General features: G+C 70.1%; 18 protein-coding genes. 5 read left to right on the top strand and 13 right to left on the bottom strand.

The window, feature by feature from the left end; genetic code table 11:
- Nucleotides 1-50 precede the first annotated feature (50 nt).
- Nucleotides 51-1,877 (top strand): AMP-dependent synthetase/ligase, encoded by a 1,827-nt coding sequence (locus tag ACFXP5_RS00265; protein ID WP_394543024.1) that lies wholly within the window; start codon nucleotides 51-53, stop codon nucleotides 1,875-1,877.
- Between the two features lie 351 nt (nucleotides 1,878-2,228).
- On the opposite strand, the gene ACFXP5_RS00260 is transcribed toward ACFXP5_RS00265, so the two are convergent.
- The 3 genes from ACFXP5_RS00260 to ACFXP5_RS00250 are packed head-to-tail and all read right to left on the bottom strand — an operon-like array spanning nucleotide 2,229 to nucleotide 7,894.
- On the bottom strand, nucleotides 2,229-2,720 hold the full coding sequence (locus ACFXP5_RS00260) for a peptide deformylase (RefSeq protein WP_394525999.1): 492 nt from the start codon (nucleotides 2,718-2,720) through the stop codon (nucleotides 2,229-2,231).
- Nucleotides 2,721-2,722: 2 nt separating this feature from the next.
- Complete coding sequence (locus ACFXP5_RS00255; protein ID WP_394543023.1) at nucleotides 2,723-4,438, bottom strand: MinD/ParA family ATP-binding protein; 1,716 nt, start codon at nucleotides 4,436-4,438, stop codon at nucleotides 2,723-2,725.
- A 48-nt stretch (nucleotides 4,439-4,486) separates the two neighbouring features.
- On the bottom strand, nucleotides 4,487-7,894 hold the full coding sequence (locus tag ACFXP5_RS00250) for a pyruvate carboxylase (RefSeq protein WP_394543021.1): 3,408 nt from the start codon (nucleotides 7,892-7,894) through the stop codon (nucleotides 4,487-4,489).
- 73 nt (nucleotides 7,895-7,967) lie between these two features.
- On the opposite strand from ACFXP5_RS00250, the gene ACFXP5_RS00245 reads away from it, so the two are divergent.
- Nucleotides 7,968-8,777, top strand: a complete 810-nt coding sequence (locus tag ACFXP5_RS00245; protein ID WP_394525995.1) for a ParA family protein — start codon at nucleotides 7,968-7,970, stop codon at nucleotides 8,775-8,777.
- Nucleotides 8,778-9,109: 332 nt separating this feature from the next.
- Here the strand turns inward: ACFXP5_RS00245 and ACFXP5_RS00240 are convergent, their stop codons facing one another.
- The 3 genes from ACFXP5_RS00240 to ACFXP5_RS00230 form a co-directional block, all read right to left on the bottom strand.
- Complete coding sequence (locus tag ACFXP5_RS00240) at nucleotides 9,110-9,655, bottom strand: MerR family transcriptional regulator (RefSeq protein ID WP_394543020.1); 546 nt, start codon at nucleotides 9,653-9,655, stop codon at nucleotides 9,110-9,112.
- A gap of 109 nt (nucleotides 9,656-9,764) precedes the next feature.
- Nucleotides 9,765-10,454 carry a transcriptional regulator FtsR gene (gene ftsR, locus ACFXP5_RS00235; RefSeq protein ID WP_394525991.1) on the bottom strand — a complete coding sequence of 230 codons (690 nt, stop codon included), beginning with the start codon at nucleotides 10,452-10,454 and terminating at the stop codon, nucleotides 9,765-9,767.
- Nucleotides 10,454-10,954 (bottom strand): FHA domain-containing protein, encoded by a 501-nt coding sequence (locus tag ACFXP5_RS00230; RefSeq protein ID WP_394525989.1) that lies wholly within the window; start codon nucleotides 10,952-10,954, stop codon nucleotides 10,454-10,456. Before ACFXP5_RS00230 ends, ftsR begins: the two co-directional genes overlap by 1 nt.
- Before the next feature lie 84 nt (nucleotides 10,955-11,038).
- Between ACFXP5_RS00230 and ACFXP5_RS00225 the strand changes: the two genes are divergently transcribed.
- Together ACFXP5_RS00225 and lpdA are read left to right on the top strand one after the other, a co-directional pair.
- Complete coding sequence (locus ACFXP5_RS00225) at nucleotides 11,039-11,704, top strand: copper resistance CopC family protein (protein WP_394543019.1); 666 nt, start codon at nucleotides 11,039-11,041, stop codon at nucleotides 11,702-11,704.
- 9 nt (nucleotides 11,705-11,713) lie between these two features.
- Nucleotides 11,714-13,111, top strand: coding sequence for a dihydrolipoyl dehydrogenase (lpdA, locus tag ACFXP5_RS00220; RefSeq protein ID WP_394543017.1), 1,398 nt, complete (start codon nucleotides 11,714-11,716; stop codon nucleotides 13,109-13,111).
- A gap of 81 nt (nucleotides 13,112-13,192) precedes the next feature.
- Here the strand turns inward: lpdA and ACFXP5_RS00215 are convergent, their stop codons facing one another.
- Both ACFXP5_RS00215 and ACFXP5_RS00210 read right to left on the bottom strand, forming a co-directional pair.
- Entirely contained in the window at nucleotides 13,193-13,843 is a 651-nt protein-coding gene (locus ACFXP5_RS00215; protein WP_394543016.1) for a CYTH domain-containing protein, read from the bottom strand.
- On the bottom strand, nucleotides 13,840-14,067 hold the full coding sequence (locus tag ACFXP5_RS00210; protein WP_394525982.1) for a response regulator: 228 nt from the start codon (nucleotides 14,065-14,067) through the stop codon (nucleotides 13,840-13,842). The genes ACFXP5_RS00215 and ACFXP5_RS00210 overlap by 4 nt, the downstream gene beginning before the upstream one ends.
- A gap of 75 nt (nucleotides 14,068-14,142) precedes the next feature.
- Between ACFXP5_RS00210 and glgP the strand changes: the two genes are divergently transcribed.
- Nucleotides 14,143-16,689, top strand: coding sequence for an alpha-glucan family phosphorylase (gene glgP / locus ACFXP5_RS00205; RefSeq protein ID WP_394543015.1), 2,547 nt, complete (start codon nucleotides 14,143-14,145; stop codon nucleotides 16,687-16,689).
- 7 nt (nucleotides 16,690-16,696) lie between these two features.
- Here the strand turns inward: glgP and ACFXP5_RS00200 are convergent, their stop codons facing one another.
- The 5 genes from ACFXP5_RS00200 to ACFXP5_RS00180 form a co-directional block, all read right to left on the bottom strand.
- Nucleotides 16,697-17,410, bottom strand: a complete 714-nt coding sequence (locus tag ACFXP5_RS00200) for an NAD(P)H-hydrate epimerase (protein WP_394543014.1) — start codon at nucleotides 17,408-17,410, stop codon at nucleotides 16,697-16,699.
- Between the two features lie 80 nt (nucleotides 17,411-17,490).
- Entirely contained in the window at nucleotides 17,491-17,778 is a 288-nt protein-coding gene (locus ACFXP5_RS00195; protein ID WP_394543013.1) for a DUF4287 domain-containing protein, read from the bottom strand.
- A 65-nt stretch (nucleotides 17,779-17,843) separates the two neighbouring features.
- A complete protein-coding gene (locus tag ACFXP5_RS00190) occupies nucleotides 17,844-18,857 on the bottom strand; it encodes a YhjD/YihY/BrkB family envelope integrity protein (RefSeq protein WP_394543012.1) in 1,014 nt (337 codons plus the stop codon).
- 60 nt (nucleotides 18,858-18,917) lie between these two features.
- Nucleotides 18,918-19,406 (bottom strand): prepilin peptidase, encoded by a 489-nt coding sequence (locus ACFXP5_RS00185; protein ID WP_394527535.1) that lies wholly within the window; start codon nucleotides 19,404-19,406, stop codon nucleotides 18,918-18,920.
- A 5-nt stretch (nucleotides 19,407-19,411) separates the two neighbouring features.
- Nucleotides 19,412-19,711, bottom strand: a complete 300-nt coding sequence (locus ACFXP5_RS00180) for a DUF1905 domain-containing protein (RefSeq protein ID WP_394543011.1) — start codon at nucleotides 19,709-19,711, stop codon at nucleotides 19,412-19,414.

Here is a 19,711-nt window from a genome sequence, read left to right as displayed (position 1 = left end):
TAGACTCCAAGGGTCAGACCGACACCCCGTCCGGTACCGAAGGAGTTGCCGTGATCCAATTCGATGTCCCACCCGTCGTCGCAGCCGACCCCGAAGCGAACATCACCGACCTGCTGGTCGACCGTGTCGCCGCCAGCCCCGACCGTCCCCTCTTCGCCGTCCCCGACGGCGCCGGATGGCGCGACGTCTCGACCGCCGAATTCCACCGGCAGGTGCTCGCCCTCGCGAAGGGCTTCGCCGCCGCCGGCATCCAGCCGGGCGACAAGGTCGGTTTCCTCGCGCGGACCACCTACGACTGGACCCTCGTCGACTTCGGCCTCTTCTTCGCCGGGGCCGTCATGGTCCCCGTCTACGAGACGAGCTCGCCCGCCCAGATCCAGTGGATCCTGAGCGACTCCGGCGCGATCGCGTGCATCGTCGAGTCTCCCGAGCACTCCGCCCGCCTCGCCGAGGTGCAGGGCGAACTGCCCCTGCTCCGCGACGTCTGGACGATGCACGGCGGCGACCTCGACCGACTCACCCGCGAGGGAGTCTCGATCGACGACGCCGAGATCGAGCGTCGGCGCACCCTCGCCGTCGGCAGCGACATCGCCACCCTCATCTACACCTCGGGCTCGACCGGACGACCGAAGGGCTGCGTGCTCACACACAGCAACTTCGTCGAGTTGTGCCGCAACTCCGCGGTCGCGCTGCGCGAGGTCGTGGACGTGCCCGGCGCCTCGACGCTGCTGTTCATCACCACCGCACACGTCTTCGCTCGATTCATCTCGCTGCTCAACGTGCACGCCGGCGTGAAGACGGGCCACCAGCCCGACACCCGGCAGCTGCTCCCCGCCCTCGGATCGTTCCAGCCGACCTACCTGCTGGCCGTGCCGCGCGTGTTCGAGAAGGTCTACAACTCCGCCGAGCAGAAGGCCGAAGCGGGGGGCAAGGGCAAGATCTTCCGCTCCGCCGCGGCCGCCGCGATCCAGCACTCCCGCCTGCAGCAGGACGGCCAGCGCATTCCGCTCGCCCTCAAGGTGAAGTTCGCGCTGTTCGACCGGCTCGTCTACAGCAAGCTGCGCGCCGCGATGGGCGGCCGCGTGGTCTACGCCGTGAGCGGCTCCGCTCCGCTCGGCGCGCGCCTCGGGCACTTCTTCCACAGCCTCGGCGTCGTCATCCTCGAGGGCTACGGCCTGACCGAGACCACCGCGCCTGCGACGGTCAACCTCGCCACGCGCTCGAAGATCGGAACCGTCGGCCCCGCACTCCCGGGCGTCGGTGTGCGCCTCGCCGATGACGGCGAGATCCAGGTGCGCGGTATCAACGTGTTCAAGGAGTACTGGCGAAACCCCGAGGCGACCGCCGAGGCCTTCGACGGCGACTGGTTCCACACCGGCGACATCGGTTCGTTCGACGGAGAGGGCTTCCTCACGATCACCGGACGCAAGAAGGAGATCATCGTCACCGCCGGCGGCAAGAACGTCGCCCCGGCCGTGCTCGAGGATCCCATCCGCGCCAACCCGATCGTGGGCCAGGTCGTCGTCGTGGGCGATCAGAAGCCGTTCATCTCGGCACTGATCACGCTCGACTCCGAGATGCTTCCGACGTGGCTCGCGAACAACGGCCTCTCCGCTGACATGTCGCTGGCGGATGCTGCCGCGAACCCGGCGGTCCGCGCCGAGGTGCAGCGGGCCATCGACGTGGCCAACGCCACCGTGTCTCGGGCCGAATCGATCCGCAAGTTCGAGATCGTGCCGACCGAGTGGACCGAGGCGAGCGGACACCTCACGCCGAAGCTCAGCATCAAGCGCAACGTGATCGTCGGCGACTTCGCGGCCGAGATCGAAGAGCTCTACCGGGTGCCGGTGAACACGACGAACATCTCGCTCGCCTGACCCCGCAGCATCCGGTCCCGGGCGAGCGGGACCACCCGGTCCCTGAGCGAGCCCAGCCACCCCGGTCCCTGAGCGAGCGCAGCGAGACGAAGGGCCCAGCTCGCTGCGCTTCGTCTCGCCTTCGGCTCGCTCAGCGGGCGGAACCACCCGGTCCCTGAGCGAGCGCAGCCACCCCGGTCCTTGAGCGAGCGCAGCGAGACGAAGGGCCCGGCTCGCTGCGCTTCGTCTCGCCTTCGGCTCGCTCAGCGGGCGGGACTGCGCTCGTCTCGCTCAGCGGGCGGGACCCACCGGTCCCTGAGCGAGCGCAGCGAGACGAAGGGCCCAGCGAGCGCGGCGAGACGAAGGGCCGACTCAGAACCAGTCGGACTCGCGGATCTCGCGCATCGCCTCGCGCCGCGCGGGCGCGGGAAGGCGCTGCAGGAACAGCATCCCGTCGAGGTGATCGGTCTCGTGCTGCAGGGCCTGGGCCATGAGCCCCTCCCCCTCGAGCACGAGCTCGGCGCCGTCGAGGTCCATCCCCACGACCTTCGCCCACGGGTGACGCAGCGCTTCGTGCCAGACCCCCGGGATCGACAGGCAGCCCTCGCCCACGAGCTCGGGCTCCCCGCGCGTTTCGACCAGCACCGGGTTCAAGATGTAGCCGATCTCGCCGTCGACGTTGTAGCTGAAGGCGCGCAGGCCCACGCCGATCTGCGGGGCCGCGACCCCGGCACGCCCGGGAGGCTCCACGGAGTCCACCAGATCGCGGACGAGGGCGCGGACGCCGTCGTCGATCTCGGTGATCGGCTCGCTCGGGGCGCGCAAGACGGGGTCGCCGAAGAGGCGGATGGGACGAACAGCCACGCTCAGGCTCCTTGCGAGGCGCGGAGGCCCTCGATGACGGATGCCGCCAGCTCGCGCGCCGCTTGCCGGGTCGCCGGTTGCAGGTCGCGGTAGACGATCGCGCTTCCGGTGCCGATGGCCGTGTCGTACGGCACGCGCACGACCGCCCGCACGCGTGTGCGGAAGTGGGCCTCGAGCTCGCTCTCGCGCACGAGCGGAGCGCCCGGTCGCGCGTTGTTGAGCACGACCACGGCGTGACGCACCTGCTCGGCGTAGCCGTTGGTCTCGAGCCACGTGAGGGTCTCGGACGCCAAGCGCGCCTCGTCGACGCTGAGGCCGGCGACCACGACGATCTGATCGGCCATCTCGAGGGTCGCGCCCATGACCGAGTGCACGATGCCGGTTCCGGTGTCGGTCAGCACCAGCGAATAGAAGCGCGCGGCGAGCACGGCGACGTCGCGGTAGTCCTCGTCGTTGAACGCCTCGGACACGCGGGGGTCGGGATCCGACGACAGCACGTCCAGCCGGGTCTCGTCGCGAGCGACGAGGGCGGAGATGTCGCTGTACCCGGCGACGTCGCCCGAGGTGCGTACGAGATCGCGCACGGTGCGCGTGCTGGTGCGCGAGATGCGGTCGGCGAGCGTGCCCCGGTCGGGGTTCGCGTCGACGGCGATGACCCGGTCGTCCCGCGCGTCCGCGAGGGCCATACCCAGCAGCGCGGTCACGGTCGTCTTGCCGACGCCGCCCTTGCGCGACAGCACGGGCACGAACCGCGCGCCGCCCGACAGCGACGCCGAAATCCGGCGGTCCAAGGCCTTGCGCGCGCGGGCGCGGCGTCCGTCGCCGAGGTTGATGCGGTGGCGCGAGAGGGAGTAGACGAGCTGCGGCCAGAGACCCTCGGGCTCGGGCTTCGTGAGCTGGCCGCGGTCGAGCAGGCGATCGGCGGTCAGCAGGTCGGGGCTCTCGCGGCCGCTCTCGAATTCGCCGAGACGCTTGGAGGCGAGCACGACCTCTGGCTCCGGCGGGTGCACGCGTTCGACGGCGTGGGCGCGGTCGAGCCGGGCGTGCGCACCGGTGTTGTGCGCCTCGCGCCGTGTGGTCGGCACCGACGCGGTCACCGGCGCCGGTTCGGCCGCGGCCGCCGGAGCAACGGGAGCGGCGACGGCGGGTGCTGTTTCGGCCGCCGGCACCGTCTCGGCAACGGGCGCCGGGGCAACGGGGGGCACAGCGGCCGGTGCAGCCGCCGGCTCGAGCGGAGCGGCCTCGAAGACGGCGGCCGGTTCGGGCTCTGACATCGCCGCCGCGGGAGTGCTCGGGGCGAAGGGCTCGGCCATCGCGGAGGCGTCGGCGGATCCCGCAGCATCCACCACGATCGCCGTCGGGTCGCCGCTCGGCGCGTCATCCGCGGCGGAGTCGGCGGAGATGTCGTGGGCGTCGATCTCGAGGCCGGATGCTTCCGGCTCCTCGTCGATCTCTTCGAGGGCGGGCGCCTCGTCGGCGACGGGAAGGTCTTCGAGGATGATGTCGCCGGTGGCGATCTCGTCGAGGTGGATCTCGTCGCCGATGACGTCGTCGTCATCGTCGAGGTCGTCATCGTCATTGCTGGGGAAGACCACGCTGAACTGAGCGGTCGCCGGCCCGATCAGGCCGATGCCGGCGGTGTCGACGCTCGTGGCATCGGAAAGGATGCCGTGTTCGACGGTCACCTCGGGGGTCTCGTCGTCTCGATCGGGTGTCACTGCAAGGGCTCCAAACGGGTGTCGGGCGCTGGCGCCCATCCCCTCAGGCTACTGGGCAGGACGGATGACGACTAAAAGGTCCCCGGCCTCCACCTGCTGAGTGGCGCCGATCGCGAGCCGTTCGACGACTCCGCCGACCGGTGAAGTGATGGCCGCTTCCATCTTCATCGCCTCGATCGAGGCGACCGGCTGACCGGCTGCGACCTTGTCGCCGACCCCCGCCTTGAGGGTGACGACCCCCGAGAACGGCGCCGCGACCTGCCCGGGTTTCGAGGTGTCGGCCTTCTCGGCCTGGCGAGCGTCGACCTCGATCGAGCGGTCGCGCACGAACACCGGACGCAGCTGCCCGTTGAGGGTGGTCATGACGGTGCGCATGCCCTTGTCGTCGGCCTCACCGATCGCCTCGAGGCCGACGAAGAGCTGCACGCCCTTCTCGATCTCGACGACATGCTCGCCGCCGGGCACCAGCCCGTAGAGGTAGTCGGCCGTGTTCAGCACGCTCAGATCGCCGAACGCATCGCGCACCTCGCGGAACGTGCGCGTCGGCGCGGGGAACAAGAGGGCGTTCAGGGCGTCCCGACGCTCGACGCTCGAGCCGGCGAGCGACGCCGACTGCGCCTCGGTGAGCGGGGTCACCCCGATCTTGACATCGCGTCCGGCCAGCACCTTCGTGCGGAAGGGTTCGGGCCACCCGCCGGGCAGCTCGCCCAGTTCGCCGGCCATGAAGCCGACGACGGAGTCGGGCACGTCGTAGTTGCCGGGGTTCTCGGCGAAGTCGGCCGGATCGGCTTTCACCGCGGCGAGGTGCAGCGCCAGGTCGCCCACGACCTTCGACGACGGGGTCACCTTCGGAACACGACCCAGGATCGTGTTCGCCGCGGCGTACATGTCCTCGATCAGCTCGAAATCGTCGGCGAGGCCGAGCGCGATCGCCTGCTGGCGCAGGTTCGACAGCTGCCCGCCCGGGATCTCGTGGCGGTACACGCGCCCGGTCGGCCCGGGCAGCCCCGACTCGAACGGACGGTAGAGGTGGCGCACGGCCTCCCAGTACGGCTCGAGATCCGACACGGCGGCGAGATCGAGCCCGGTATCGCGGTCGGTGTGCGCCATCGCGGCCACGAGGGCCGACAGCGAGGGCTGACTGGTCGTGCCCGACAGGGGCGCGGCGGCCGCGTCGACAGCATCCGCCCCCGCCGCGGACGCGGCGAGCAGCGTGGCGAGTTGTCCACCGGCGGTGTCGTGCGTGTGCACGTGCACCGGCAGGTCGAAGCGCTCGCGCAGGGCCGTGACCAGCCGCGCGGCGGCGGCGGGGCGCAGCAGCCCGGCCATGTCCTTGATCGCGAGCACGTGCGCTCCCGCGTCGACGATCTGCTGGGCGAGGCCCAGGTAGTAGTCGAGCGTGTAGAGGTCCTCAGCCGGGTCGAGCAGGTCGCCCGTGTAGCAGAGCGCGACTTCGGCCACGGCCGAGCCGGTGGCGAGCACCGCGTCGATCGCGGGACGCATCTGGTTGACGTCGTTGAGAGCGTCGAAGATGCGGAAGATGTCGACCCCGGATGCTGCGGCCTCGGCCACGAAGGCATCGGTGACCTCGGTGGGGTACGGCGTGTAGCCGACCGTGTTGCGCCCGCGCAGCAGCATCTGCAAGGCGATGTTGGGAAGCGCCTGGCGGAGCGCGTCGAGCCGCTCCCAGGGGTCTTCGCCGAGGAACCGCAGCGCCACGTCGTAGGTGGCGCCGCCCCAGGCCTCGACCGAGAGCAGCTGGGGAGTCAGCCGAGCGACGTAGGGCGCGACTGTGACGAGGTCGCGCGTGCGCACCCGCGTCGCCAGCAGCGACTGGTGGGCGTCGCGGAAGGTCGTGTCGGTCACGGCCAGCGCGGTCTGTTCGCGCAGTGCCCGGGCGAACCCCGCGGGGCCGAGCTGCTGCAGTTGCTGCCGGGATCCGGGCGGGGGCGGCGTGGACAGGTCGAGCGGGGGGAGCTTGGCGCGCGGGTCGACGCTGAGCGGGTTCTCGCCGTGGGGGCGGTTCACCGTCGTGTCGACGAGCCAGTTGAGCATCTTCGTGCCGCGGTCCTTCGACTCGCGGCCCTGCAGCAGCTCGGGACGCTCATCGATGAACGCCGTGCTCACGTCGCCCGCGAGGAACGCCGGGTCATCCAGCACCGCCTGCAGGAAGGGGATGTTGGTGGAGACGCCGCGGATGCGGAACTCCGCCAGCGCCCGGCGAGCACGCGCGACCGCTGCGGGGAAGTCGCGCCCGCGGCAGGTGAGCTTGGCGAGCATCGAATCGAAGTGCGGGCTGACCTGCGAGCCGGCGGCGGTCGTGCCGCCGTCGAGGCGGATGCCCGCCCCGCCCGGCGAGCGATACGTGGTGATCTTGCCGGTGTCGGGTCGGAAGCCCTGGGTGGGGTCCTCCGTGGTGATGCGGCACTGCAGCGCGGCTCCGCGGAGGCGGATGTCGGGCTGCTGGAGACCGAGTTCGGCGAGGGTCTCCCCCGCCGCGATCCGCATCTGCGACTGCACGAGGTCGACGTCGGTGACCTCCTCCGTCACGGTGTGCTCGACCTGGATACGGGGGTTCATCTCGATGAAGACGACCTCGCCCGCACGGGGGCCCGCCGTTTCGAGCAGGAACTCCACCGTGCCGGCGTTCTGGTAGTCGATCGAGCGCGCGAACGCGATCGCGTAGGCGTGCAGCGCCGACCGCGTCTCGTCGGCGAGGTGCGGCGCGGGGGCGATCTCGATGACCTTCTGGTGCCGGCGCTGCAGCGAGCAGTCCCGCTCGAACAGGTGCACGGTCTCGCCCCCCTGGTCGGCGAGGATCTGCACCTCGATGTGGCGCGGGCGCTGGACGGCCTGCTCGAGGAACATCCGAGCATCACCGAAAGCGCTCTGCGCCTCGCGCATGGCCTCGGCCAGCGCGGGTGCCAGTTCAGCGGCGGACGCGACCCGTCGCATCCCTCGTCCACCGCCTCCGGCGACCGCCTTCGCGAAGAGCGGGAAGCCGATGTCGTCGGCCTGGGCGACCAGCGCGTCGATGTCGTCCGAGGCCTGGGTGGAGCGCAGCACCGGCACGCCCGCAGCCACGGCGTGCTGCTTCGCGGTGACCTTGTTGCCGGCCATCTGCAGCACCGAGGCGGGCGGGCCGATGAAGGCGATGCCGTTGGCGGCGGCCTTCTCGGCGAGCTCGGGATTCTCGGAGAGGAAGCCGTAGCCCGGGTAGATCGCGTCGGCACCGGATTCGAGCGCGACGCGCACGATCTCGTCGACGTCGAGGTACGCGCGCACCGGATGTCCGCGCTCGCCGATGAGGTAGGCCTCGTCGGCTTTCAGTCGATGCAGCGAGTTGCGGTCTTCGTAGGGGTACACCGCGACAGTGCGCGCACCCACTTCGTATGCGGCACGGAAGGCGCGGATGGCGATCTCGCCGCGGTTGGCCACCAGGATCTTGCTGAACATGCACGCCTCTCGGGATTGCCGAAGGGAAGGCCGAAGTGTGCTCACAGCCTAGGGGACGGTAACGTAGACCCCCGTGCATGTTCTCTCGGTCAGCTCGCTAAAAGGTGGGGTCGGTAAGACCACCGTGACGCTCGGGCTGGCCTCGGCGGCATTCGCCCGCGGAGTGCGCACCCTGGTGGTGGATCTCGACCCGCAATCCGACGTCTCCACCGGCATGGACATCCAAGTCGCCGGACGACTCAACATCGCCGACGTGCTTGCGAATCCGCGGGAGAAGGTCGTTCGCCAGGCCATCACCTCTTCGGGCTGGGCGAAGGTTCACCCCGGCACGATCGACGTCATGATCGGCAGCCCCTCCGCGATCAACTTCGACGGACCGCACCCGAGCGTGCGCGACGTGTGGAAGCTCGAGGAGGCCCTCGCCACGATCGAGGCCGACTACGACCTCGTGCTCATCGACTGCGCGCCCTCGCTGAACGCGCTCACCCGCACCGCGTGGGCCGCGAGCGACCGCGTGATCGTCGTGACCGAGCCGGGCCTCTTCTCCGTCGCCGCGGCCGACCGCGCGCTGCGTGCGATCGAGGAGATCCGCCGCGGACTCTCGCCGCGCCTCCAGCCCCTCGGCGTCGTGGTCAACCGCGTGCGCCCGCAGTCGATCGAGCACCAGTTCCGCATCAAAGAGCTGCGCGACATGTTCGGCCCCCTCGTGCTGAACCCGCAGCTGCCCGAGCGCACCTCGCTGCAGCAGGCGCAGGGCGCGGCCAAGCCGCTGCACGTGTGGCCCGGAGACTCGGCGCAAGAGCTCGCGGCCGACTTCGACGCGCTCCTGGACCGCATCATGCGCACGGGCCGCATCCCGGTCCCCGGCGACGCCCGGGCCTGACCCGCCCGCGCCCCGCACCGACGTCGGAGAATCCCACCCCCGTCGGATCAAAAACGCGCAATTCTCCGACAAGGGCGCGAATCTCCGACGCGGGTGAGCGGGCGAGCCGAGGCCGAGGCGACAGCATCCACCCACCCCGACGCACCAACGTCGGAGAATCCCACCCCCGTCGGATCAACAACGCGCAATCCTCCGACAAGGGCGCGAATCTCCGACGCGGGTGACGCGAAGAGCAACGCGGGTGACGCGAAGAGCAACGCGGGTGACGCGAAGAGCGACGCGGGTGCGGCGAAAGAAGCGCGGCAGGCTCGAGACGAGCGGATGCTGCGGGGTCAGGCGGTGCGCTTCGAGCGGCGCGCGGCCAGCTCGTCGACCTCGTCGGGCACCGTCGCGTCGAAGTCGACGAGCGTCGTCTCCACTTCGCGCAGGACCTTGCCGACGGCGATGCCGAAGACGCCCTGACCGCGGCTGACCAGGTCGATGACCTCGTCGTTCGAGGTGCAGAGGTACACCGAAGCGCCGTCGCTCATGAGCGTCGTGCCCGCGAGGTCGCGAACGCCGGCAGCACGCAGCTGCTCGACGGCGGTGCGGATCTGCTGCAGCGAGATGCCGGTGTCGAGCAGTCGCTTCACGAGTTTGAGCACGAGGATGTCGCGGAAGCCGTAGAGACGCTGGGATCCCGAGCCGCTGGCGCCCCGCACGGTCGGCTCGACGAGCTCGGTGCGAGCCCAATAGTCGAGCTGGCGGTAGGTGATGCCCGCGGCGCGAGCCGCGACCGCACCGCGGTAACCGACCTCGTCGTCCATCTCGGGCAGACCGTCGGTGAACAGGAGATTGTCGCCGAACCGGGGTTCGCCGACAGCTTCGCCAGGCTTCATGCCGTCGTGCCTCCTCACCATTCGGTACTCCCCAAGCTAGATCAGCCCGGAGCCCCGGGCAACGACATCCGACCCGCCGACCCGGCGTGTCGCGAAGGTCACGACGAGGTCACGACAGAACGCGCTCGATCGCACCCCGAACGAAGATCGCCCGCACCTCATCGAGGCGCTTGGCAAGCTCCGGGGCGAGCTCGCTCGCACGGGCGCGGGACGCAGCATCCGTGCGCCGCAGCACCGCCGACATGGCCGATTCGATGAGCGCGGCTTCGCGCTCGGCGCTCTGGCGCAGCGAACGGATGTGGCGCGGCTCGATCCCGTGACGATCGAGCGCGACGAGCGCGCGCAGCAGGGTCACCGTCTGTTCGGTGTAGGAGTCGGAGCCGACGATGACACCGGTCGAGATCGCGTCGTTGAGCAGCTGCGGGCCGGCGCCGGCCGCGGAGAGCAGCTCCTCGCGGCGGTAGCGCCGGGGCGCCGGCACGATCGAGGGCACCGACGAGGGTGCGGCGGGCTCACGCCCGGCATCGACGTCGGCGAGGTAGTCGCGGATGACCGAGAGCGGAAGGTAATGATCGCGCTGCAGGGTGAGCGCGAGACGCAGCCGCTCGAGGTCGGCGGGAGAGAACTTGCGGTATCCCGACTCGGTACGGGTGGGAGCGACGATCCCCTGCACCTCGAGGAAGCGCAGTTTGCTCGAGGTCAGCGCGGGGAATTCGGGAGTGAGCCTCGCGAGCACCTGACCGATACTCAGGAGACCCGCGGAAGCCGGAGAACGGCCGCGGGCGGATGCTGCCGGCATCAGGCGTCGGCTGCCGAGTTCAGATCAGCGGGCGAGACGAAGAAGTTGAGCCGGAACTTGCCGATGCGCACCTCGGCGCCGTTGACGAGCGGGGAACGATCCACCCGCTCACCGTTGACGTAGGTGCCGTTCAGAGAGCGCTGGTCGACGATGTCGAAGTGGGCGCCGTCGCGGATGACCTCGGAATGGCGACGCGACACGGTCACGTCGTCGAAGAAGATGTCGGCTTCGGGATGGCGACCGACGGTGGTCACATCCGTGTCGAGCAGGTACCGCGCACCGGCGGTGGGTCCGGAACGAACGACCAGCAGAGCGGCACGCGAGGGCAATGCCCCGATCGCTTCGAGTTCGGCGTCGCTGAGGTCGAAACCGAACGGCACGAAGGAGAGATCGGAATCGTGTCCGAACGTCTGCGTCATGTCGTGGTTCGGGCGCTCCGCTGCGCTGTCATCACGGCCCTGCCGGAGGTCGTCCGGCTCAGGTCGGCGGGTCTCTTCCACGGCTCCTCCTTCGCTCCCAGAACCCTATCGGATGAGACGCGGTCGCACCGACGCCGTCAACAGGGCCGCGGTTAGGGTGGACCGGTGACTTCCCCCGTTTCCCGTGCCCCCCGCCGCACCCTGGCGACGCTCGTCGCCGGCCTGCTCGCGGCGTTCGTTCTGCTCGTGCCGGCCCTGCCCGCGTCCGCCCACGACCAGCTCGTGGCCAGCGACCCGGCAGCAGACGCGGTGCTGGAAGCCCTGCCGGCGCAGGTCACGCTGACCTTCAGTTCCGAGCTGCTGGGGGACGCCACCTCGAACCTGGTGGAGGTGACGGATGCTGCCGGCACCGTGGTGTCCGACGGTCCCGCCGTGGTCGACGGCGTGCTGCTGACGCAGGCGCTGACAGGGGAAGCATCCGGGTCACTCACGGTGCTTTGGCGGGTGGTGTCCAGCGATGGTCACCCGATCTCGGGCGAGTACGCCTTCACCGTCGAGGCCGCCCCCTCCGCATCGCCGGCACCCACCTCGGAACCGAGCGCCACCGAGACGCCCGAACCGACCATGACCACGATGACCGAGCCGACCGAGACGGCGACCCCGGCGCCGGCGCCCGACGACGACACATCCACCGCGACCCCCCTCCCCTGGATCATCGGTGTCGTCGTGCTCCTGGCCGTGATCGGCGTCGTGCTCTACCTGCTCGTGATTCGCCCCCGGCGTACAGGAACCGACGGTGGGGCCGGCACCCGCCCCGGCGCCGACGGCTAGGCTGAAAACATGCCTCATTACGACGTCGTCATCCTCGGCGCGGGCCCCGGCGGTTATGTCGCGGGCGTCCGAGCCGCCCAGCTCGGCCTGTCCACCGCGATCATCGAAGAGAAGTACTGGGGCGGTGTCTGCCTCAACGTCGGCTGCATCCCCTCCAAGGCTCTGCTGCGAAACGCCGACCTCGCCCACACCTTCCACGCCCAGGCCGACCTCTTCGGCATCTCGGGCGATGTCTCCTTCGACTACGGCGTGGCGCACGCGCGCAGCCGCAAGGTCGCCGAGACCCACGTCAAGGGCATCCACTACCTGACGAAGAAGAACAAGATCGCCGAATACGACGGTCGCGGAACCTTCGTCGATGCGAACACCATCGACGTCGCGAAGGCCGACGGATCGACCGAGCGGGTCACCTTCGACAACGCGATCATCTCCACCGGCTCGACCGTGCGGTTGCTTCCCGGTGTCGAGCTCAGCAAGAACGTCGTGACGTACGAAGAGCAGATCCTCGACCCCGACCTGCCCGAGTCGATGGTCATCGTCGGCGCCGGCGCGATCGGCATGGAGTTCGCCTACATCCTGAAGAACTACGGCGTGCAGGTCACGATCATCGAGTTCCTCGATCGGGCCCTCCCCAACGAAGACGTCGAGGTCTCCAAGGAGATCCAGCGCCAGTACAAGAAGCTCGGGGTCGAGATCCTCACCTCCACCAAGGTGGACAGTGTCGTGGACGGCGGCGACAAGGTCACCGTCACCTACACCGCGAAGGACGGCACCCAGGGCTCGATCGAGGCCGGTCGGGTGCTCATGTCCATCGGTTTCGCTCCGCGGGTCGAGGGCTTCGGTCTGGACAAGACCGGCGTCGAACTCACCGAGCGCGGCGCGATCGCGATCGACGAGTTCATGCGCACGAACGTGCCGCACATCTTCGCGATCGGTGACGTGACGGCGAAGCTGCAGCTGGCCCACGTGGCCGAAGCGCAGGGAATCGTGGCAGCCGAGACCATCGGCAAGGCCGAGACCATGCCGCTGGGCGATTACCGCATGATGCCGCGCGCGACGTTCTGCAACCCGCAGGTCGCCAGCTTCGGACTGACCGAGCAGCAGGCGCGCGACGCCGGCTACGACGTCAAGGTCGCCAAGTTCCCCTTCTCCGCGAACGGCAAGGCGAACGGACTCGGCGAGCCGATCGGCTTCGTCAAGCTCATCGCCGACGCCGAGCACCTCGAACTGCTCGGTGGCCACCTCATCGGCCCCGACGTGTCGGAGCTTCTGCCCGAGCTGACCCTCGCGCAGAAGTGGGACCTCACCGCCCTCGAGGCCGCCCGCAACGTGCACACCCACCCGACCCTGTCGGAGGCCGTGCAGGAGGCCTTCCACGGTCTCGCTGGCCACATGATCAACATCTGACGCCCACCCGGGTCGAAGACCGAAGACGCCGCCCCGATCTGATCGGGGCGGCGTCTTCGTTTCGTCGGAATGTGTCGGACGTCAGTGACCGAGGACGCGTCCGAGTTTCGAGTCGGATGCTGCGGGCCCACCGCCGGCGGCGGTGACGGCTGCGTCGACCGCGGCGAAGAGCTGCTCCCGCTCGGTTTCGGAGTCGGGTGCGGCGGGACCGAGTTCGACCTCCCACTCACGCCAGGAGGTCTGCGAACCGCCCCGCTCGTCCCAGCCGGTCACGCGATCGTCGACGAACTCCGCGACGAGACCGCCATCGCGGTCGAGCAGGGCGTACGCGGTGCGGGTGTTACGGATGCGGGCGAGGGGGAGGAACGGCGGCCCGGCCCACTGCGCGACGGCTTCCGCGATCACGCCGGGCACCGCAGCATCCGGATCATCCTCAGGGCTTCGCGTATCCAGCGGCCAGCCCCATTCGCTGCGGCCACCGGTGGCCGAGGCCTTCACGTGCCATCCGGCATCCGGGCCGCCCTCGCGGCGGCGGACGGCCACGCCCGCCCGCGCGAGGTCGAGCCGATCGGTGTCGAAGTAGCGGGCGTCCAGCTCCCGCACTTCGGCGGGGCTGACGCTCACGACTCCCGGCAGGGCATCCCAGTCCGGGAGCGGCGTCGCGTCCGAGACGTCGTACTTACGCTCGATCTCGAGCGAACGGTGCGGCTCGGACGACGACGCGTGGGTCAATCGTCGCGTCCGTCGATGTTCGGGTCGATGTCTTCGGTCGTCTCGGCGTAGGTGAAGACCGCCTCGGTCGGGCCGTCGCTCTCGCCGGTGTTCGTGAGGTCGCTCGAGCGCTCGTAGACGAGCTGCCCTTCGCCGTAACCCACGATGTAGGAGTCTTCGACGCTGTCGTCGAGGGGGACAATCTGGCCGTCGAGCGGCCCACCAGTCAGTCGTGCAAGTGCCATGCCTCCAGAGTAGTCCTCGCGCTCGACGAAGCCGGGCCTCCCGTCCCGTCGATCGGGTGTCCTACAATCACTCGCGTGAAGGCTCTGCGCACGTTCACCGTCCGACCCGTCCTGTCGCCGTCGCTGGCGCCCCTCGATCAGCTCGCCACCAACTGGCGCTGGTCGTGGAGCCGGGCGACCAGCGCACTCTTCGCCTCGATGGACCCCGACTTATGGATCCGCGTCGGGGAGAACCCCTCACGACTGTTGAGCATGATCGGACAGAGCCGCCTCGACGAGCTCGCCGCCGACGAAGGGTTCGTCGAGCGGGTGCGGGAAAGCGGCGAGCGCCTCACCTCGTACCTCACCGACCCCCGGTGGTTCCAGGCCCAACCCGAGCCGAAACCGACCCACATCGCCTATTTCTCGCCCGAGTTCGGCGTGGACGGCTCACTCCCCCAGTACTCCGGCGGCCTCGGGATCCTCGCCGGCGACCATCTGAAGAGCTCCTCCGACCTCGGCGTGCCGCTGACCGGGGTGGGGCTGTTCTATCGCGCCGGGTACTTCCGCCAGTCCATCGGCGACGACGGGTGGCAGCACGAGAGTTATCCCGTGCTCGATCCGTACGCGCTCGGTCTGCGCGCGCTGCTGGAGAGCGACGGCTCGCCGGTCGAGGTGTCGCTCGCCCTTCCCGCCGGTCGCACCCTGCACGCCCGCGTGTGGGTCGCCGACATCGGGCGGGTGCCCCTGCTGCTGCTCGACACCGAAACGCCGTCGAACACCGAAGACCTGCGGCGGGTGACCGACCGGCTCTACGGCGGCGGCGGGGAGCACCGGCTGATGCAGGAGCTGCTGCTCGGCGTCGGCGGCGTCCGCGCGGTGCGTGCGTGGTGCCGCCTGAACGACCTCCCGGCGCCCGACGTGTTCCACACGAATGAGGGCCACGCCGGATTCCAGGGCCTCGAGCGCATGTCGGAGCTCATCACCCAGCGGGGTCTGCCGTTCGACGTCGCCCTCGCCCAGGTGCGCGCCTCGACCGTGTTCACCACGCACACGCCGGTGCCGGCCGGCATCGATCGCTTCCCCCGCTCCCTCGTGTCGGACTACCTCGCCGGTGACCTGCTCGCGGGCCTCGACGCCTCCCGCGCTCTGCAGCTGGGCCTGGAGTCGTACGAGGGCGGTGACCCCGACACGTTCAACATGGCGGTGCTCGGCCTGCACCTCGGACAGCACGCGAACGGGGTGTCGCTGCTGCATGGGAAGGTCAGCCGCGGCATGTTCGGCGCACTCTGGCCGGGCGTCGATCCCGACGAGGTGCCGATCGGCTCGATCACCAACGGCGTGCACGGGCCCACCTGGGTGCACCCGGCTCTGAAGGCGCTGAGCGAACGCGCCTTCGGTGATGCCCTCACCACCGACCACGACTGGCGCGACCACGAGGCGGTGAGCGACGGCGCGCTCTGGGGCGTGCGGGCCGAGATGAAGCAGGAGCTCGTGGCCGAAGCCCGTCGCCGGCTCGGAGCCGCGGCGAACGCGGCCACCGCGAGCTGGACGGCCGAGGTGCTCGACCCCGATGTGCTCACGATCGGATTCGCTCGGCGCGTGCCGACCTACAAGCGCCTCACGCTGATGATGCGCGATCCCGAGCGGCTCACCCGCATCCTGACCGACCCCGAGCGCCCGGTGCAGATCGTCATCGGCGGCAAGTCGCACCCCGCCGACGACTCGGGCAAGATCCTCATCCAGCAGCTGGTGCGCTTCAGCCGCGACCCGCGGGTGCGGCGCCACATCGTCTTCCTCCCCGACTACGACATCACCCTCGCCAAAACCCTGTACCCCGGCTGCGACGTGTGGCTGAACAACCCGCTGCGTCCGCTCGAGGCCAGCGGTACCTCGGGGATGAAGGCGGCCCTCAACGGTGCTCTCAACCTCTCGATCCTCGACGGCTGGTGGGAGGAGTGGTACGACGGGCAGAACGGATGGGCGATCCCCACGGCCGACACCGCGGCGAGCGACGATGAACGGGACGACGCCGAAGCAGGTGCCCTCTACGACCTCATCGAGCATCAGCTGGTGCCCACGTTCTATGAGCGGGAGGGCGGCATCCCCCTCGGGTGGCTCGAGCGGGTGCGCCACACCATGACCGACCTCGGGGGCAAGGCCACGAGCGATCGCATGGTGCGCGAGTACGTCCAGAAGTTGTACACCCCCGCCGCGGCGAACGATCGTGCGCTGAGCGCCGACGACTTCGCTGGTGCCACAGCCCTGGCGGCGTTCGTGGAAAAGGTGCAGCGCGCCTGGCCGGGGGTGAGCGTCGGATCGGTCGACGCTCAGGGTGTCGGTGACCTGGCGCGCGCGGGCGACCGCATCGTGGTGCGCGCCGACGTCGCGCTCGGGGGTCTCGACCCCGACGACGTCGACGTGCAGCTGATCTGCGGAACAACGGATGCGGACGGCGAACTCTCCGGCGCACGCGAGACCCTGTCGCTGACAGCCGTGGGCTCCGGGGAGCACACGACCACCTTCGAGGGCACGCTGGCGCTGGAAACGACCGGACCGTTCGGCTACACCGTGCGCGTGGTTCCGCGGCACGCCCACCTGGTGTCGGACGTGGAGCTCGGCCTGCTGGCCTTCGCGAGTTAGAGCGGGTTCAGCGCGAGGCGCTGACGCGACGCGGGATCCGGATCGCGGGCAGTGGCCCGGTGACGGCGGCGCGAGCTCGCGCCAGCGCCGGACCGAGCCCGAGGTCGACGACGTGGATCTCGCCCGCCAGCTCCGGGCCTCGCCCTCGGACCAGGCCGGCCTTGATCGCCCCGAAGGTCACCGTGATATCGGCGGGAAGAACGGCCTCGTCGGCCGAGCCGTCGTCGGGATGCAGACCGCTCGGCAGGTCGACCGCGATCACCGTCGTCTCCGCGGATGCGGCGACCGGAACAAGTGCCTCGACCACCGCGCGACCGATGCCGCGCAAGCGGGGATCGGCACTCGCGCCGATGCCGAGGATGCCGTCGAGCACGAGAGCGTATGTCCCGACGGCGGACACCTCCGTGGCGTGATGGAGGGTGCCGCCGGCCTCGAGCGCGGCGGCGAGAGCTTCGCGGTGCACCCGGTCGGAGGTGAGCACGATGTCGACATCCGCCACCGCGGCGATCTCGGCAGCTGCGAAGAGCGCGTCGCCACCGTTGCCGCCCGCACCGGCGAGCACGAGCACGCGTCCGGGCTGTCGAGCGAGGTGTTCTTTCGCCACCTCGGCGAGCGCGGCGGCGGCTTCGCGCATCAGCGGTTCGCCGGCTTCCAGGGAGGGGGCTTCGGCGTTCCGCACGGCTGCGGCGGTATAGGCGCCCAGTGCTTCGAGATCAGCCATCCGGCCAACCTACGCCTCCCGCGCACGCCTCCGGGCCGGGTTGCCCCGTCGCGGGTCACGGGCTACACCGCCGTTGCGGGTCAGGGCTTGGTCGCGGCCCCGTCGAGCCACAGCAGGTCGGATTCGTCACTGTGGGTCCCACCCGAATCGACGTGTTTGGGGTCGATCTTGGGCCCGTTCTTGATGACGTGCACGAGCGCCATCGCGTGGCCGCGCCCCAGCCCGTAGTCAGCGGTCAACCAGGTCACGACGTCGCCGGCCACGACGTTCGGGCCATCGAAGCCGCGCTCCTTCGCCTCCCCCAGCAACTGCCTCGGGGTCTTGCCGGTCTTCTTCTCGATGGTGTCGAGATACGCCTGGAATGACATCGTGGGTTCCCCTTCCGCACCGCGGCTCCAGAGTAGGGCCTGCTCCGGCCCGGGGATAGACCGCCTCACACGGCGGCGGCGTTCTTGCGCTCGTCCGCTTCGGCCGCACGCGCGGCCGAGAGCTCCGAAGCCGCCGCCTGCACCGCGCGCTCCGCGCTGCGCACGCGGTACTGGACCAGGGTCGCCGCGCCGTAGCGGGCGTGGACGCGGTCGTCGCTCTCCTCCACGGAGGTGACGATGTAGGACGAGGCGATGAGGATGACCTGGCTCGAGAGGTTGAGCCACAGCAGCAGGGCGATCAACGACGCGAACGTGGTGAGGAGCGGGTTGTTCGCCGCCCCGCCGACGAAGAGCCCCGACAGCTGCTGCAGCACCGTGAGTCCGATACCGCCGAACAGCGCTCCTCCCCAGAGCGCCCGCGGCCCGGCCTTCACTCCGGACAATCCGGCGAATGTCGCCGCCACGACGACGGTGTCGAGCACCAGCACCACCACCACCGACACTCCCCATGCGGCGAAGCCCGCCCACCCGTTGTCCTCACCGACGCCCATCCAGCCGCGCACCAGATCGAGGCCGGCCGTGGCGAGGAACGTGGCCACGGCCGCCGCGATGAGAGCGGCGCCGATGCCGATCGCCAACGCGAGGTTGCGCAACAGCACCCACACGAAGAACGTGTCGTCGGTGGTCTGCCCGGCGATCTGACGCATGGCTGCCCGCAGCGACCCGATGGCGCCGATCGCCGCACCGAGCAGACCGACGATCGATATGACCACCGCGAACACCGAACCCTGAATCCGAGCATCGGCGACGTCGAGCACACCGTCGGGCCCGACGAGGCCCGGGATGGCGGAATCGACCGCCGCCACGAGCGCATCCCAGGCAGCGGGGTTTCCCGCCAACCAGATCGAGGCGACCGAGAAGCCGAGCAGCACGCCGGCGAACAGGCTGAACAGGGTGCGGTAGGTGACGCTGTCCGCCAACATCGGTCCCCGCGCCCCGGAATAGCGCAGGAACGCCCGCACGGGCTTGCGGGCGAGGGCCCACGCGGTGGCGCGGGAGATCACGGTGCCGATCGTCATGTGCTCGAGGCTAGTGGGGGCGTTTCCGCGAGATCGGAGGCTTGACTCCGGATGCCGGCGTTACCCCGCGCGGGCCACGATCGCCGGGATGACGGCCGCCCATGCACCCAGCAGCATCCACGGTCCGAACGCCACCGCATGGGTACGACTCGCTCGACGCGTGAGCAGGAGCACCGTCGCGTAGACCCCGCCGAACACGAAACCGGCGAGCGCACCGAACAGCACCGTCTCCCATCCGAAGGCGCCGAGGAACAGCCCCAGCACACCCGCGAGCTTCACGTCTCCGCCGCCCATGCCGCCGGCGCGCGCCAGTCGCAGTGCGAGGTAGAACGCGAAGAGGGCGAGCGCTCCCCCGCCGATGGTGAGCAGACGCTCGGGTTCGCCTCGGAGGACGGCGGCGGAGCCGAGGAGCGCCGCCGCGATCGGGTAGGCGGGAAGCACGAGGCGGTCGGGCAACCGATGCGTGCGGACGTCGATGATCGTGAGGGCGACGCTCCACACCGCGAGAGCGGTGAGCGCTGCGATCTCGGCGGCGACGGCGAGCCACATCGGGCTCACCCGAGCGCGACCTCGAGGCGCACCGGCACCGCAGCCCCCTCGACCAGCGTCTCTGCCTCACGGACCGAGCGCTTCAGGGGCAGCACGTAGGTTCCGTCAGCACCGGGGAAGATCGAGGTCTGCCACGACGAACCGCCCACGCGGGCGCGCACCCGCACAGCGCCGAACCCGCGCGTGACGGGTCCGGCGAGTTCTCGGATCTCCTCGCTCAGGTGCGCGGGCACGGCGGCGAAGAACCAATCCGCATCCGTGCGCGCCGCCCACCGGAACATCGCCGCTTCGAACTCGACGATCAT

Source organism: Microbacterium hanjuni, assembly GCF_043556395.1.
Taxonomy (GTDB): domain Bacteria; phylum Actinomycetota; class Actinomycetes; order Actinomycetales; family Microbacteriaceae; genus Microbacterium.
The sequence above is the reverse complement of the archived record's forward strand: the minus strand, read 5'-3'. Positions and strand labels throughout refer to the sequence as shown.

Excerpts from the sequence above, each read along its gene's own strand:
- ACFXP5_RS00180 (WP_394543011.1), bottom strand. The coding sequence starts at position 19,711 with ATGATCGTCGAGTTCGAAGCGGCGATGTTCCGGTGGGCGGCGCGCACG.
- ACFXP5_RS00210 (WP_394525982.1), bottom strand. The coding sequence starts at position 14,067 with ATGGCACTTGCACGACTGACTGGTGGGCCGCTCGACGGCCAGATTGTC.
- ACFXP5_RS00200 (WP_394543014.1), bottom strand. The coding sequence starts at position 17,410 with ATGGCTGATCTCGAAGCACTGGGCGCCTATACCGCCGCAGCCGTGCGG.
- ACFXP5_RS00195 (WP_394543013.1), bottom strand. The coding sequence starts at position 17,778 with ATGTCATTCCAGGCGTATCTCGACACCATCGAGAAGAAGACCGGCAAG.
- ACFXP5_RS00190 (WP_394543012.1), bottom strand. The coding sequence starts at position 18,857 with ATGACGATCGGCACCGTGATCTCCCGCGCCACCGCGTGGGCCCTCGCC.
- ACFXP5_RS00185 (WP_394527535.1), bottom strand. The coding sequence starts at position 19,406 with ATGTGGCTCGCCGTCGCCGCCGAGATCGCAGCGCTCACCGCTCTCGCG.
- lpdA (WP_394543017.1), top strand. The coding sequence starts at position 11,714 with ATGCCTCATTACGACGTCGTCATCCTCGGCGCGGGCCCCGGCGGTTAT.
- ACFXP5_RS00250 (WP_394543021.1), bottom strand. The coding sequence starts at position 7,894 with ATGTTCAGCAAGATCCTGGTGGCCAACCGCGGCGAGATCGCCATCCGC.
- ftsR (WP_394525991.1), bottom strand. The coding sequence starts at position 10,454 with ATGCCGGCAGCATCCGCCCGCGGCCGTTCTCCGGCTTCCGCGGGTCTC.
- ACFXP5_RS00240 (WP_394543020.1), bottom strand. The coding sequence starts at position 9,655 with ATGAAGCCTGGCGAAGCTGTCGGCGAACCCCGGTTCGGCGACAATCTC.